Source organism: Staphylococcus sp. GDH8C109P (assembly GCF_017893405.1).
In the GTDB taxonomy this organism is placed as follows: domain Bacteria; phylum Bacillota; class Bacilli; order Staphylococcales; family Staphylococcaceae; genus Staphylococcus; species Staphylococcus cohnii.
Window position 1 is genome coordinate 17,768 of the sequence record NZ_JAESMX010000009.1, and the last position, 14,065, is coordinate 31,832.

General features: G+C 34.3%; 19 protein-coding genes. 4 read left to right on the forward strand and 15 right to left on the reverse strand.

Annotation, left to right across the window (positions count from 1 at the left end; all coding sequences use genetic code 11):
- Window positions 1-23: 23 nt before the first annotated feature.
- From rplN to rpsJ, 12 genes are all read right to left on the reverse strand, one after another.
- A complete protein-coding gene (rplN, locus tag KA867_RS01960) occupies window positions 24-392 on the reverse strand; it encodes a 50S ribosomal protein L14 (RefSeq protein ID WP_019468649.1) in 369 nt (122 codons plus the stop codon).
- A 30-nt stretch (window positions 393-422) separates the two neighbouring features.
- Window positions 423-686, reverse strand: coding sequence for a 30S ribosomal protein S17 (rpsQ, locus tag KA867_RS01965; protein ID WP_019468648.1), 264 nt, complete (start codon window positions 684-686; stop codon window positions 423-425).
- A gap of 26 nt (window positions 687-712) precedes the next feature.
- On the reverse strand, window positions 713-922 hold the full coding sequence (gene rpmC / locus KA867_RS01970; RefSeq protein ID WP_002482620.1) for a 50S ribosomal protein L29: 210 nt from the start codon (window positions 920-922) through the stop codon (window positions 713-715).
- A complete protein-coding gene (gene rplP, locus KA867_RS01975; RefSeq protein WP_019468647.1) occupies window positions 912-1,346 on the reverse strand; it encodes a 50S ribosomal protein L16 in 435 nt (144 codons plus the stop codon). The genes rpmC and rplP overlap by 11 nt, the downstream gene beginning before the upstream one ends.
- Before the next feature lie 2 nt (window positions 1,347-1,348).
- Window positions 1,349-2,002, reverse strand: coding sequence for a 30S ribosomal protein S3 (gene rpsC, locus KA867_RS01980; protein WP_019468646.1), 654 nt, complete (start codon window positions 2,000-2,002; stop codon window positions 1,349-1,351).
- A 23-nt stretch (window positions 2,003-2,025) separates the two neighbouring features.
- Entirely contained in the window at window positions 2,026-2,379 is a 354-nt protein-coding gene (gene rplV / locus KA867_RS01985; protein WP_019468645.1) for a 50S ribosomal protein L22, read from the reverse strand.
- Window positions 2,380-2,407: 28 nt separating this feature from the next.
- Window positions 2,408-2,686, reverse strand: a complete 279-nt coding sequence (rpsS, locus tag KA867_RS01990; RefSeq protein ID WP_019468644.1) for a 30S ribosomal protein S19 — start codon at window positions 2,684-2,686, stop codon at window positions 2,408-2,410.
- A 64-nt stretch (window positions 2,687-2,750) separates the two neighbouring features.
- Window positions 2,751-3,584 (reverse strand): 50S ribosomal protein L2, encoded by an 834-nt coding sequence (gene rplB / locus KA867_RS01995; protein ID WP_210136894.1) that lies wholly within the window; start codon window positions 3,582-3,584, stop codon window positions 2,751-2,753.
- A 27-nt stretch (window positions 3,585-3,611) separates the two neighbouring features.
- Window positions 3,612-3,887, reverse strand: a complete 276-nt coding sequence (gene rplW / locus KA867_RS02000; RefSeq protein ID WP_019468642.1) for a 50S ribosomal protein L23 — start codon at window positions 3,885-3,887, stop codon at window positions 3,612-3,614.
- A complete protein-coding gene (gene rplD / locus KA867_RS02005) occupies window positions 3,887-4,510 on the reverse strand; it encodes a 50S ribosomal protein L4 (protein WP_210136895.1) in 624 nt (207 codons plus the stop codon). The genes rplW and rplD overlap by 1 nt, the downstream gene beginning before the upstream one ends.
- A gap of 27 nt (window positions 4,511-4,537) precedes the next feature.
- Window positions 4,538-5,197 carry a 50S ribosomal protein L3 gene (gene rplC, locus KA867_RS02010; protein WP_210136896.1) on the reverse strand — a complete coding sequence of 220 codons (660 nt, stop codon included), beginning with the start codon at window positions 5,195-5,197 and terminating at the stop codon, window positions 4,538-4,540.
- A gap of 27 nt (window positions 5,198-5,224) precedes the next feature.
- Window positions 5,225-5,533, reverse strand: a complete 309-nt coding sequence (rpsJ, locus tag KA867_RS02015; protein WP_194375799.1) for a 30S ribosomal protein S10 — start codon at window positions 5,531-5,533, stop codon at window positions 5,225-5,227.
- A 351-nt stretch (window positions 5,534-5,884) separates the two neighbouring features.
- On the opposite strand from rpsJ, the gene KA867_RS02020 reads away from it, so the two are divergent.
- Window positions 5,885-6,277, forward strand: coding sequence for a hypothetical protein (locus KA867_RS02020; RefSeq protein WP_210136897.1), 393 nt, complete (start codon window positions 5,885-5,887; stop codon window positions 6,275-6,277).
- Between the two features lie 128 nt (window positions 6,278-6,405).
- Here KA867_RS02020 and KA867_RS02025 read toward each other — a convergent pair whose 3' ends face one another.
- Together KA867_RS02025 and KA867_RS02030 are read right to left on the reverse strand one after the other, a co-directional pair.
- Window positions 6,406-7,740: an NCS2 family permease gene (locus KA867_RS02025; protein ID WP_040029981.1), complete on the reverse strand. Its 1,335-nt coding sequence runs from the start codon at window positions 7,738-7,740 to the stop codon at window positions 6,406-6,408.
- Between the two features lie 111 nt (window positions 7,741-7,851).
- The gene (locus KA867_RS02030; RefSeq protein ID WP_210136898.1) at window positions 7,852-9,990 is read right to left on the reverse strand and encodes a DNA topoisomerase III; all 2,139 of its coding nucleotides are present in this window, start codon (window positions 9,988-9,990) and stop codon (window positions 7,852-7,854) included.
- Between the two features lie 122 nt (window positions 9,991-10,112).
- On the opposite strand from KA867_RS02030, the gene KA867_RS02035 reads away from it, so the two are divergent.
- The 3 genes from KA867_RS02035 (at window position 10,113) to KA867_RS02045 (ending at window position 12,906) form a co-directional block, all read left to right on the forward strand.
- Window positions 10,113-10,982: a GNAT family N-acetyltransferase gene (locus KA867_RS02035; RefSeq protein ID WP_210136899.1), complete on the forward strand. Its 870-nt coding sequence runs from the start codon at window positions 10,113-10,115 to the stop codon at window positions 10,980-10,982.
- Window positions 10,983-11,172: 190 nt separating this feature from the next.
- Entirely contained in the window at window positions 11,173-12,030 is an 858-nt protein-coding gene (locus KA867_RS02040; protein ID WP_210136900.1) for a RhaT/GlcU family sugar-proton symporter, read from the forward strand.
- An 84-nt stretch (window positions 12,031-12,114) separates the two neighbouring features.
- Window positions 12,115-12,906 (forward strand): glucose 1-dehydrogenase, encoded by a 792-nt coding sequence (locus tag KA867_RS02045; RefSeq protein ID WP_210136901.1) that lies wholly within the window; start codon window positions 12,115-12,117, stop codon window positions 12,904-12,906.
- A 122-nt stretch (window positions 12,907-13,028) separates the two neighbouring features.
- On the opposite strand, the gene KA867_RS02050 is transcribed toward KA867_RS02045, so the two are convergent.
- Complete coding sequence (locus tag KA867_RS02050) at window positions 13,029-13,937, reverse strand: AEC family transporter (protein ID WP_210136902.1); 909 nt, start codon at window positions 13,935-13,937, stop codon at window positions 13,029-13,031.
- Window positions 13,938-14,065: the final 128 nt, after the last annotated feature.

The window sequence follows — 14,065 nt, forward strand, 5'->3', positions numbered from 1 at the left end:
TTTATATATTTATAAATAATTTATTAAAGTACTTCTGGAGCTAATGATACAATTTTCATGAAATTACCTTCACGTAATTCACGCGCAACTGGTCCAAAAATACGAGTACCACGTGGGCCTTTGTCGTCACGAATGATGACACATGCATTTTCATCAAATTTGATATATGAACCGTCATTACGACGTACACCTGATTTAGTACGTACAACAACAGCTTTCACTACTTCACCTTTTTTGACAACGCCACCTGGTGTAGCATGTTTAACAGTAACGACGATAACGTCACCAATGTTCGCTGTTTTACGACCAGATCCACCTAATACTTTGACTGTAAGTACTTCACGTGCACCAGAGTTATCTGCTACTTTTAATCGTGTTTCTTGTTGGATCATGAGTTAAACCTCCTTTATCTTCACTGTTTATTAAATAATTACTGATTCTTCAACAATATCTACTAAACGGAAACGCTTAGTTGCTGATAAAGGACGTGTTTCTTGAATCTTAACGATGTCCCCTAATTTAGCTGAGTTGTTTTCATCATGTGTTTTGTATTTTTTAGAGTATTTTACTCGTTTGCCATATAGTTTGTGTGTTTTGTATGTTTCTACAAGTACAGTTACTGTCTTATCCATTTTATCGGAAACGACTCTACCTACATAAACTTTACGATCATTTCTTTCGCTCACTTTAGTAACCTCCTCTTTCAATTTGATTATTGATTAGCCTTACCTTGTTCAATTTCTCTTTCACGAGCAACAGTTTTTAGACGTGCAATCGTTTTTCTCACTGTACGAATACGTGCAGTTTCCTCTAATTGACCTGTAGCTAACTGAAAGCGTAGGTTAAAAAGCTCCTCTTTTGAAGATTTGATTTGTTCTTCGATTTCAGAAGTGGTTAAGTCTCTAATTTCCTTAGCTTTCATTTGTTTCACCACCCAATTCTTCACGTTTTACAAACTTAGTTTTAACTGGAAGTTTGTGACTAGCTAAACGTAATGCTTCACGCGCAACTTCTTCGTTTACGCCTGCAACTTCAAATAAAATTCTACCTGGTTTTGCAACAGCAATCCAGCCTTCAACGGCACCTTTACCAGCACCCATACGAACTTCTAAAGGTTTTTTAGTGTAAGGTGTATGTGGGAAGATTTTGATCCAAACTTTCCCGCCACGTTTCATATAACGAGTCATTGCAATACGAGCTGATTCGATTTGACGAGATGTGATCCAAGACGTTGTAGTTGCTTGTAAACCATACTCACCAAATGTTACATAGTTACCGCCTTTAGAACGACCAGTTGTTTTAGGACGATGTTGACGACGATATTTAACACGTTTTGGTAGTAACATTATTATTTTCCTCCTTCACTAGTGTTCTTAGTAGGAAGAACTTCTCCACGATAAATCCACACTTTGACACCTAACTTACCATAAGTTGTGTCTGCTTCTGCGTGTGCATAGCCTATGTCAGCACGTAGTGTATGAAGTGGAACAGTTCCTTCTGAATATTGTTCTGCACGAGCGATATCAGCACCAGCTAAACGACCAGATACTTGAGTTTTGATACCTTTAGCGCCTTGTTTCATCGCTCTTGTAATAGCTTGTTTTTGTACACGACGGAATGATGCACGGTTTTCTAATTGACGCGCAATATTTTCTGCTACCAATTTAGCATCTAAATCAACTTTTTTGATTTCAATTACGTTGATGTGTACTTTTTTATTTGTTAATGAATTTAATTTGTTACGAAGTTTTTCGATTTCTGAACCGCCTTTACCGATTACCATACCTGGTTTACCAGTGTGAATAGCGATGTTGATACGATTAGCTGCACGTTCAATTTCTACATGAGAAACTGATGCTTCACTTAATGCGTTATCAATAAACTTACGGATTTTTAAATCTTCGTGTAATAATGATGCGAAGTCTTTTTCTGCATACCATTTAGCTTCCCAATCACGGATTACACCGACACGAAGTCCAATTGGATTAATTTTTTGACCCACAGTGTTCCCTCCTTAAGATTTTATTAAGCTTCTTTAGCTTCTTCTTTACCGTCACTTACGACGATTGTAATGTGGCTTGTACGTTTGTTGATCGCACTTGCACTACCTTGTGCACGTGGACGGAAACGTTTTAAAGTTGGTCCTTCATTAGCATAAGCTTCTTTAACTATTAATTCATCTGTGTTCATGTCATAGTTATGTTCTGCATTAGCTAAAGCGGACATTAATAATTTTTCAATTACTGGTGATGAAGCCTTGTTTGTTAATTTTAAAATCGCTATCGCTTCACCAGCGCTTTTGCCTCTAATTAGATCTAATACTAATCTAACTTTACGAGGTGCGATTCTTATTGTTTTAGCAACCGCTTTTGCTTCCATTCCAATTTCCTCCTCTACCTGTTAGATATTATCTTCTTGTTTTTTTATCGTCTGCAACGTGACCTTTAAATGTACGTGTTGGTGCAAACTCTCCAAGTTTATGACCAACCATATCTTCTGTTACAAATACAGGTACATGTTTACGTCCATCATATACAGCGAATGTATGTCCGATGAAATCAGGGAAAATAGTTGAACGACGTGACCAAGTTTTGATTACTTGTTTTTTCTCGCTTCCGCTTTGAGCTTCTACCTTTTTCATTAGGTGATCGTCAACGAAAGGTCCTTTTTTAATACTACGAGCCATAGTGGCGCCTCCCTTCTTATTATGTGCGTGCAGCGGTTAAGCCGCACACCCAAATAAGTTATTTTTATTTTTTCTTACGTCCACGAACGATAAGTTTATCTGATGATTTTTTACCGCGACGTGTTTTCTTACCAAGTGTTGGTTTGCCCCAAGGTGACATTGGAGAAGGCATACCGATTGGTGCGCGTCCTTCACCACCACCGTGTGGGTGATCGTTAGGGTTCATTACAGAACCACGAACTGTTGGACGGATACCTTTCCATCTTGAACGTCCAGCTTTACCAACGTTAACAAGTTCGTGTTGGATATTACCAACTTGACCAATAGTAGCGCGACAAGTTGAAAGAATCATACGAACTTCGCCAGATCTTAATCTGATTAATACATATTTTCCTTCTTTACCTAATACTTGTGCACTAGCACCAGCAGAACGTGCAATTTGTCCACCTCTGCCAGGTTTTAACTCGATGTTATGAATAACAGTACCTACTGGAATGTTTTGTAGTGGTAGGGCATTACCTACTTTAATATCTGCTTCTGCACCACTTTCAAGCATTTGACCTACTTTTAAGTTTTTAGGTGCAATAATATAACGTTTTTCTCCATCAGCGTAAAATAACAATGCGATATTTGCTGAACGGTTTGGATCGTATTGAATTGAATCAACTTTTGCTTGGATACCATCTTTGTTACGTTTGAAATCAATTACACGGTATTGACGTTTATGTCCACCGCCATGATGGCGAACAGTCAATTTACCTTGGTGATTTCGTCCCGCTCTTTTCGGTAGCGGTTGTAATAATGACTTTTCAGGAGTAGTTTTCGTAATTTCTGCGAAATCTAAACTTGTCATATTACGACGACCGTTAGTAATTGGCTTATATTTTTTTAGAGCCATTGTCGTTTACCTCCTTATTGGTAATTTTTAGTTAAATAGATCGATTGATCCTTCTTTTAATTTAACGATTGCTACGCGTCGTTTGTTTGTATAGCCTTGGTAACGGCCCATACGTTTTTTCTTTGGCTTGTAGTTAATGATATTTACACTATCAACTTTTACATCAAAGATTTCTTCTACAGCGATTTTTACTTGTGTTTTGTTAGCACGAGTATCAACATCGAATGTATATTTGTCTTCAGCCATTGCAACTGAAGATTTTTCAGTGATTACGGGGCGCTTAAGAACGTCTCTTGCTTCCATTATCCGAGCACCTCCTCAACTTTTTTAGCAGCTGCTTCTGTGATTACTACACTATCAGCGCTTGTTAAATCTAGAACGTTTAAACCTTGTGCAGTTGTTACTTGAACACCAGGGATGTTACGTGCTGAAAGTGCAACATTTACATCTTCAGATTCAGTAACTACTAGCACTTTTGTAGGTTGTTCTAAGTTAGAAAGTACAGTTTTGAATTCTTTTGTTTTTGGAGCTTCAAAACTCAATACATCTACAATTGTTAAGCTATTTTCTTGTGCTTTGAAAGATAATGCTGAACGTAATGCTAAACGACGCATTTTCTTAGGCATTTTGTAAGCATAGCTTCTTGGTGTTGGTCCGAATACGATACCACCACCACGCCATTGTGGCGCACGAATAGTACCTTGACGCGCACGTCCTGTACCTTTTTGTCTCCATGGTTTACGTCCACCACCACGTACTGCTGAACGGTTCTTAACAGCATGTGTACCTTGGCGTAATGAAGCACGTTGTAAATTAATTGCCTCAAAAAGAACGTTATTGTTTGGTTCGATTGCAAATACTGCATCGTTTAATTCAACTGAACCTGATTTAGTTCCATCTACTTTTAATACATCATAATTTGCCATTATGCATTTCCTCCTTTCGCTCTATAATTATTTATTACCTTTGATTGATGATGAGATTTCTAAGTATCCTTTTTTCGGACCTGGTACATTACCTTTTACTAAGATAACATTGTTTTCAGCGTCAACTTGAACTACTTCTAAGTTTTGGACTGTTACAGTGTTTCCACCCATACGTCCTGGCATTTTTTGTCCTTTGAAAACTTTTGAAGCATCAGATGCCATACCTACTGAACCAGGTGATCTATGGAAATGAGAACCATGTGACATTGGTCCACGTGCTTGGTTATGACGCTTGATAGCACCTTGGAATCCTTTACCTTTAGATACGCCAGTTACATCAATGATGTCACCAGCTTCAAATGTATCAACTGAGACTTCTTGACCTACTTCGTATTCATCAACATTAACGTTTCTGAATTCACGAATGAAGCGCTTAGGTGCTGAGCTTGCTTTTTTAGCATGGCCTTCAGCTGGCTTGTTAGCATATTTGCTTGACTTGCTTCCTTTTTTGTAAGCTGCTTTATCAGCATAGCCTACTTGGATTGCATTGTAGCCATCTACTTCTTCAGTTTTCTTTTGTAATACTACGTTTTCACTAGCTTCTACTACTGTTACAGGGATTAAATCACCGTTTTCTCCGAAAACTTGTGTCATCCCGATTTTTCTTCCTAAGATTCCTTTGGTCATCGAAAGTCCACCTCCTAATTTTTTCTATTATAATTTGATTTCGATGTCTACACCAGATGGTAAGTTTAAGCCCATAAGAGCATCTACTGTTTTAGGTGTAGGGTTAACAATATCGATTAAGCGTTTATGTGTACGTTGTTCGAATTGTTCACGTGAATCTTTATCCTTATGCACGGCACGAATTACAGTATAAACTGATCTTTCAGTCGGTAACGGAATTGGTCCAGACACATCTGCACCAGAACGTTTTGCTGTTTCAACAATTTTTTCTGCAGATTGATCGATAACTCTGTGATCATAAGCTTTTAATCTGATTCTGATTTTTTGTTTTGCCATAATTTTCCCTCCTTATTCGTCTACATTTAAGTGATAGACTTCTCCACGAAAACTATCTCACACAGCGCCATGGCAAAGCGGCCGGGTGTGTCAGTAACCTTTCGCTTCATCGCGTGTTCTTAAAGTCCAACATTAGATATGTTACATGAAAAGCAGTGATTTATCAAGCTTTTCTGCAAAAGTTTTTACTATTTGCCTAACACATACCTTGTTATTATACTTGAACTACTTATTCAGTTCAACCTCTTTCAGGAAATTTTTAGTGTTTGCAATTTTAAATGTTTATTTGACCTTTTTTATTTTCATTTGATTTATTTCGTTTATATTATTATTAGTTAGGAGTGAATATTAATGAAGAGTGGTATCCGTTCGACTCTTATAATATTGAGTTTAATATTAATTGTCGGCGAGTTTATTTATGGCATTCCGTTTTTAGGTGGTAGTATCATTTTCAGTTTTGGTTGGCAGCCTTTATTAATCAATGCGTTACTTTATTTTATAATTGTAATTATATTAATAGTTGATAAACAAAATTCTATTAAACCAATGTTAGTCATACCGTTGTTAGGTGTTATTGGTTCTTTTATAGCATTCATACCATTTGTAGGGATGATCGTCCATTGGGTTTTATTTTTCTTAATGTTATTCTTTGTTTTAATTATTTTCTCTACGCCTCTTTATGTTCCAAACAAGCATGCAAAAGTTGTTTACACGCAACATAAACAAGAGAATAATAAATTTTAAAGTTATACAGACATGGTTATTACTTTATAATGAAGAAACTCGTTTTTTTGTGAACTGAATACAGATAATTAACACTTACAAAAAATCCCTTTGCTTCGATTTGAATCGAATGCAAAGGGATTTTTTATCTAGCCATGGACAAACACAAAATATAATATAAACAGTATCATTAAAGCATACATGATTGGGTGGACTTCTTTATGTCTTTTAGAAATCAACATTGTGATTGGATAAAAGATGAAGCCACAAGCAATACCAGTTGCGATTGAATAAGATAACGGCATCATAATAATCGTGATAAATGCTGGTACTGCTACTTCGAATTTTTTCCAGTCTATTTCCGCAAAATTAGCTGCCATTAATACACCTACGACTACAAGCGCTGGCGTAGTCACTGCACTTGTTACTACTTCCATTAAAGGACTGAAAAATATCGCTAATAAGAAACAAAAACCTGTAACAACACTAGCAAATCCTGTACGAGCTCCTACAGCGACGCCTGACGTTGACTCAATATAGGAAGTCGTTGTTGTCGTCCCAAAAATCGAACCAACTATTGTTGCTAATGAATCAGAAAATAATGCTCGGCCAGCTCTAGGTAATTTATTATTCTTCATCATACCTGCTTGCGTTGCTACTGCAACAAGTGTACCTGCAGTATCGAAGAAGTCTATAAATAAAAACGTTAAAATTACAATTAAAAATTGTACGGTGAACAATTGACTAGGATCCTTAAATGCTTCAAAAGCAGCTCCGAAAGTAGGCTCAATACTAGGAACTTTGCCCACTATGCCACTTGGTGTATGTATTAGTCCTGTAAGCATTCCTAAAATAGATGTTAATACCATACCGATAAATATCGCACCAGGCACTCTAACAGCATATAATATCACTGTTATAATAATACCGAAAATCGTTAACAGTACAGGGCCATCAGTAATATGACCCAAAGTTACTAATGTAGAATCATTATTAGTGATGATTCCTGAACTTTGTAATCCAACAAAGGTAATAAATAAACCTATACCTGCTGAAACCGCCATTTTCATTTGATAGGGTATTGCGTTAATAATGGTCTCTCTTAAACCGGTCATAGTCAAAATTGCAAAAACCACACCAGAGAATAACACGCCGGTCAAACCAACTTGCCATGGAATACCCATTGTTAATACAACTGTAAATGCGAAAAATGCATTTAAGCCCATGCCAGGTGCTAAGGCAATTGGATATCTAGCTATCAAGCCCATAAATAAAGAACCGACAAACGCGGCTAATGCTGTAGCAACAAAAATAGCGCCTTGGTCCATTTTCATATCTTCTGAAACACCTTTTACGCCTGCTAAACTAAGTACTTGAGGGTTGACAGCTAATATATATGCCATTGACAAGAAAGTTGTAAGCCCACCAAGTATCTCTTTCTTATAGTTTGTTTTATGCTTTTCAAACTTGAAATACTTTTTCACGGTTTAGTTCTCCTTTTTTTAAAATACCTACACATTCTAATACCAATTACATTATTTTACAATAGCAAACACGAACTTCTTGTCGAAATTTATACTTTTCGATCGAATAATTTAAAATTTCAATCCTTTTAGTGCATCTTGGAATGGATTGTTCTCTAATCCATCATCGTTATTCATATATTTTTTCAAATCTTTTTTGTTCACTTTATCTGATTTTTTATTTTTATGACGTTTATCCATTTGTGCTTGTGTTTCAGTATGGCCACACACACAACGATAAACCGCTTCTTTGCCTTTCCCAAACAACATCATTTTTTTATGACAATTTGGACAACGTGCATTGGTTTTTCTTTGAATATTCTTTTTAGTTTTACATTTAGGATCCTGACAAACGAGCATTTGACCATTTTTAGTTTTAACTTTAATCATAAATTTGCCACATGTAGGACATTCCGTTGTTGTTAAATTATCGTGTTTATAATTTTGTTCACTTTCTTTAATTTCATTAACAACTTCATGTGTGAAAGTTTTCATTTCAGAAATAAATTGATTGGCGTTGTATTTACCTTGCTCTATTAATGATAGTTTTTCTTCCCACTCAGCAGTTAATAGTGGTGATGTTAATTTTTGTGGTGCTAGCTCTAGTATTTGCTTTCCTTTAGATGTAACTCTTATCTTACCATCACGAGATTCAATTGCATTCATGTTGAATAACTTTTCAATGATATCTGCTCTAGTAGCAACAGTTCCAATCCCACCTGTTTCTTTCAATGTTTCGTTGTATTTTTTATTATTTAATTTAAAGAATTTTTGAGGGCTTTCCATCGCTTTTAATAAAGTACCCTCATTAAAATATGATGGTGGTGTTGTTTCAAGTTGTTCGATTTTAGGATGTGTTATGTGCAATTTAGATGATTTGGTTATTTTTTCTATTTGTTTGTTGACAGTTGCTTCAGTTTCATAAATCTCTTTAAACCCTAACTTTTTAGTAACTTTATCTTTAAATTCAAATTTATAATTCCCTGCTAAAATACTGATTGATACAGCTTCGTATTCATGTGGTGGCATAAGGTTTTCTAAAAATCTTTGAGCAATCATCAGATAAATTTTTGTTTCACGTTGTGAGAGCTGATTCATATCAGGACGTACTTCTGTCGGTATAATTGCATGATGATCTGATACTTTTTGATTGTTTATAAATTTTTCATTTGTTGAAAATGATTGTGCCATTTGAGATTTTGCAATTTCTTTCAATGATGTCCCCATGATTGCTTGAATTCTATCTTTAAGTGTACCTACCATATCGTCAGTTAAATAGTTAGAATCTGTACGTGGGTAAGTTACAAGTTTGTGTCTTTCGTACAATGCTTGTAAAACATTCAATGTTTCTTTTGGACCAAAGTGATAGCGTTTATAGGCTTCTTGTTGTAAATCTGTTAAATTAAACAATTTAGGTGCATATGATTTTTTATGCTTTTTATTAATACTTTCAACCAAACCTTCTTTATCAATAACTTCGCTTTTTATCTTTTCAAAAACTGATTTATCATTACTAGTCTCCGGCGTCATACATTGGAATGTGAGGCCTTCAGCAACGATATTCATCTTAAAATAGGTTTGCGGTGTAAAATGATTAATTTCATTTTGTCTCATTTGAACAAGTTGTATCGTCGGCGTTTGAACTCTACCAAGTGACAATTGCGCATCGTATTTTGTTGTCAATGCACGAGTTGCATTGATACCGACAATCCAATCTGCTTCACTACGAGCAAGCGCTGCATAATATAAATTATTAAATTTACGACCATCTTGTAATTTTGAAAAACCATCCTTAATTGCTTTTTTAGTTACTGAACTAATCCACAATCTTTTAATAGGTTTCTTATTATGAGATTTATCTAAAATTAAACGCGCAACAAGTTCCCCTTCTCTACCAGCATCTGTTGCGATAATAATCTCTTTTGTGTTTTTATTATTAATTAATGATTGTACAATAGAAAATTGTTTTTTAGTTTTGCTTATGACAACCGTCTTCATACGTTTAGGTATAATAGGAAGATCGTTAAGTTTCCATTCTTTATAATTATCATCATATTGTTCTGGTGTAGCATTCGTAACTAAATGCCCCAGTGCCCAAGTGACAATATACTTATTATTTTCGAAGTATCCATTACGTTTTTCATTTATATTTAATGCTTGCGCAATATCTCTGCCTACAGACGGTTTTTCAGCAATAATGAGTGATTTCATAATTTCGTCCTTTCAATTTTAATGATATTCATATTGTAACATGTATATAGCACATCAAAACTTCCATTTACATGAAAAAGTTCTTATAATTAACTTAATAGTTCATCATATGGAGGTATTATATGAAAACAACAAATCCGAACGATGTAGATCAAATCTTAGAATTTTTGAATAATGCTAACTATCAATCTGCTTCCTATTTGTATAAATTGCCACAAATGCATAATGACATTAGGACCGTTATTACCAATGCAATACAAGATCCAGGTGTATTTGCACAAGTAAACAATCAAGATGAAATAACAATGTTGCTTTTGGCTTTAAAGTACGAAGATAATAAATATAAAGTATTAGGACCATTCATAGACAAAAGCATCACGCCTTCTATCGAAGAGATGACACAACTCTTCGATGCATTAGCGCAAAGTAAACCTGATACTGCAAATTTTAATTTTTCATTTGAAGAACATGAGCAAGCATATTTGCCATTTATGAAATCTTTAGGTGCATCCTATAGTTTCACTGATTATTATCTCATTTCTACGAAAGATATTGGCGACGTTGGTAATGAACAAAATATTATTGAATACCAACCTGCGTTTTATCGCTATTTTAGTAAATTACACAATCAAACATTCAAACATGATGTAATGACCGCTGATGAAATTGTAAAATCATTAGATGCATACCATCGTCTATTTATATTTATGTCTGAAGGGTTATTAAAAGGCTATTTATATCTTGAAATCGCTGAAAATAACAACATCGCTGAAATCAAATATTTTTCTTCTCACTCTGATTACAGGTTAATGGGAATTGCTTTTGATTTACTATCATATTCTTTACATTTTGCATTTTCAACATTTGATATTGATAAGATTTATTTTAAAATACGCAGTAAAAATACTACGCTTGTTGAGCGTTTCAATGAATTAGGTTTTAACATTAATTATGAATATAAAAAATTCAAATACGTAGCGGCATATATTTAAATTGTAAGTGTTTTATATTTTTACATTTTTAATATCTACACACACTATTTTAAAAATTAAAAAGCTGAACTGTAATCTAATATTTTTACTATTCGATGCCTTTACTTTAAAATGAGTATCTAGGGCAATCTTCAGTGATTGTTTTATAGAAGGAAAGTAAAATTAAATAGAGAGTGAGTGAAGCTTAGTTATGGATTTATTAATTGCCCTACTCCCAGCGTTATTTTGGGGGAGCGTTGTTTTAATTAATGTACTAGTTGGTGGTGGCCCTTACAATCAAATTAGAGGGACTACTTTCGGTGCACTTATCATAGGTATCTTATTATTACTTACTGGCAATACAAAATTCGATGACCCCATCGTAATTATTGTAGGTTTAATATCTGGTGCTTTTTGGGCATTGGGACAAGGTTATCAATTAAAATCAGTCAGTTTAATTGGCGTATCTAAAACAATGCCAATTTCAACAGGATTACAACTTGTAGGTACTACTTTATTTAGTGCTATATTCTTAGGTGAATGGAGTACCGGTACACAAGTTATACTTGGCTTAATTGCAATGATTTTACTTGTTGGAGGTATTGCACTTACATCAATTAAAGGAAAAAATGAAGCTTCAGAAAGTACTAAAAACTTTGGTAAAGCCATTCCTATCTTGTTAATTTCTACTGTAGGTTATGTCGTCTATGTTGTGGTTGCACAAATTTTTGGTGTTGACGGCATGAATGCTCTATTCTTCCAATCTATTGGTATGGCAATCGGTGGATTAATATTATCTGCTAAACATGAGACTACTATTAAAAGCACCGTGTGGAACTTAATACCAGGTGTCATTTGGGGGATAGGTAACTTGTTTATGTTCTATTCTCAACCCAAAGTAGGTGTGGCGACAAGCTTCTCATTTTCACAATTATTAGTAATTGTTTCTACACTTGGTGGTATATTCCTTTTAGGTGAACGAAAAGATAAACGTCAGATGATAGGCATTTGGACAGGTATCATTTTAATCGTTATAGCTGCCTTTGTTTTAGGTAACATTAAAGCTTAGATTAAGAATTATTATTAAATTTTATTCGACTTATAAACTTTTATAAAAACTAAATTTTTGCCGAATAACTAGGAGGAATCTTAAATGTTTGAAGATTTAGCAGGAAAAGTAGTTATTATTACAGGTGCTGGTAGTGGTATTGGAAAAGCGATGGCAGAACAATTTGGTGAAGAAAAAGCGAATGTTGTATTAAATTACAGATCCGACCGTCATATGGACGCTATGGAATCCTCAATTAAATTAATTGAAAATGCTGGTGGTAAAGCGATAAAAGTTCAAGCAGATATCTCTAAAGAGAATGATATTGATCATCTCATCCAAACTACTGTAAATCATTTTGGTACATTGGATATTATGATTAACAATGCTGGATTTGAAAAAGCAATCCCAACACATGAAATGCCTTTAGATGAATGGCAAAAAGTAATTGATATTAACTTAACTGGCGCATTTTTAGGTGCCAAAGCAGCAGTTAATCAATTTCTTAAAGAAGATAAGAAAGGTGTTATTCTTAATACCTCAAGTGTACATGACAAGATTCCTTGGCCTAACTATGTAAATTACGCTGCAAGTAAAGGCGGTTTGAAATTAATGATGGAAACAATGTCTATGGAATATGCTCAATATGGCATCCGCATTAATAATATTTCACCAGGGGCAATTGTTACTGAACATACAAAAGAAAAATTTTCAGACCCAACAACTCGTGCAGAAACATTAGAAATGATTCCAGCAAAAGAGATTGGTGAAGCAGATGAAGTAGCAAACGTAGCAAGATTTCTTGCCTCTGATTTAGCAAGTTATATTCATGGAACAACTATTTATGTTGATGGTGGCATGACAAATTACCCAGCATTTATGGGAGGTAAGGGATAAATTCCTCACGTTCCATCCGAAGACATGAACTTAGTTATTAATATCTATGCTCAAAATATAAAAAGGCGTTAATCTGTAACGGATTAACGCCTTTTTATATTTAAAGCCTTACAAATAATCAATTAAACAAATAATGCTTGATATATATATATAATAATAATGCTAATTAAAATTGTTAAGTTGCTCACCATACCAACAAGCGGCAACGTCTTATACTTAAATTGGATTGAATAAGGTATAATAGCAACACCTACTGGTAATAACCAAGCAACTTGTAATGTTGTTTTAATCATATCATTATCAACAGGTAAAAAGAAATAAACCAACAATCCTGCGATAACACCTAATCCATAATGTAAACCTAAATATTTCAAAGCGATAGGTAAGAAACGCTTATCGATACTAAAGTTGAGCATTAAGCCCAGTAAGATCATGGATAATGGCATGTTAGCGCCAGATAATACTGAGAAAAACTTAATGACAGGTTCTGGAAAATGAATATTAAGCATATTCAAAATAAACATGATAATATATGTCATTAAAGGAACTGATTTTAGTAAATTTTTACCTAAATACTTAAAGTCAAAGTTATCACCAGCACTGCTGAAATAACTTCCAACAAAGTATGTAACACCAAACATAATCACAGCGCCACCTATATCTGCCATTCCGAAATATATCATACCTGTTTTGGGCCAAATCGCTTCTACAAGTGGATAAGCAAATAAACCAATATTTAGCGAAGCAGTCATCATTCCAACTGTTCCACGTATATGATTATCATATTTTAAGAAAAGCCAAATTACGATGACCTTAGCGATAACACCATACAATATCATCAATATCGGTAATATTGATAGTGACAAATCTAAACTTGCACCATTTAAATTAACAATCACTAAAGAAGGTAATGTTACGTTTAAAACAAGTGTTGAAAAAACTTGACTATCATTAGCTTTAAAATAATTTATGCGTTTGAGTGTATAACCTAGTGCAATTAATAAAATAATAATGATAAATTGTTGGGTCACATTAATCCTTCTTTCATCCAATCATCTGTTTTCATTCTATTTTCATACTTTAACATATGTAGCAACTATTTTAGAAGCTTTCGAATCCATGTTACAATTTAATTTATATACGAAACGCTTACATTAGA

Coding starts and splice junctions, on each gene's coding strand:
- rplN (WP_019468649.1), bottom strand. CDS start 392: ATGATCCAACAAGAAACACGATTAAAAGTAGCAGATAACTCTGGTGCA.
- rpmC (WP_002482620.1), bottom strand. CDS start 922: ATGAAAGCTAAGGAAATTAGAGACTTAACCACTTCTGAAATCGAAGAA.
- rplP (WP_019468647.1), bottom strand. CDS start 1,346: ATGTTACTACCAAAACGTGTTAAATATCGTCGTCAACATCGTCCTAAA.
- rplV (WP_019468645.1), bottom strand. CDS start 2,379: ATGGAAGCAAAAGCGGTTGCTAAAACAATAAGAATCGCACCTCGTAAA.
- rpsS (WP_019468644.1), bottom strand. CDS start 2,686: ATGGCTCGTAGTATTAAAAAAGGACCTTTCGTTGACGATCACCTAATG.
- rplB (WP_210136894.1), bottom strand. CDS start 3,584: ATGGCTCTAAAAAAATATAAGCCAATTACTAACGGTCGTCGTAATATG.
- rplW (WP_019468642.1), bottom strand. CDS start 3,887: ATGGAAGCAAGAGACGTTCTTAAGCGCCCCGTAATCACTGAAAAATCT.
- rplD (WP_210136895.1), bottom strand. CDS start 4,510: ATGGCAAATTATGATGTATTAAAAGTAGATGGAACTAAATCAGGTTCA.
- rplC (WP_210136896.1), bottom strand. CDS start 5,197: ATGACCAAAGGAATCTTAGGAAGAAAAATCGGGATGACACAAGTTTTC.
- rpsJ (WP_194375799.1), bottom strand. CDS start 5,533: ATGGCAAAACAAAAAATCAGAATCAGATTAAAAGCTTATGATCACAGA.
- KA867_RS02020 (WP_210136897.1), top strand. CDS start 5,885: ATGAAGAGTGGTATCCGTTCGACTCTTATAATATTGAGTTTAATATTA.
- KA867_RS02030 (WP_210136898.1), bottom strand. CDS start 9,990: ATGAAATCACTCATTATTGCTGAAAAACCGTCTGTAGGCAGAGATATT.
- KA867_RS02035 (WP_210136899.1), top strand. CDS start 10,113: ATGAAAACAACAAATCCGAACGATGTAGATCAAATCTTAGAATTTTTG.
- KA867_RS02040 (WP_210136900.1), top strand. CDS start 11,173: ATGGATTTATTAATTGCCCTACTCCCAGCGTTATTTTGGGGGAGCGTT.
- KA867_RS02045 (WP_210136901.1), top strand. CDS start 12,115: ATGTTTGAAGATTTAGCAGGAAAAGTAGTTATTATTACAGGTGCTGGT.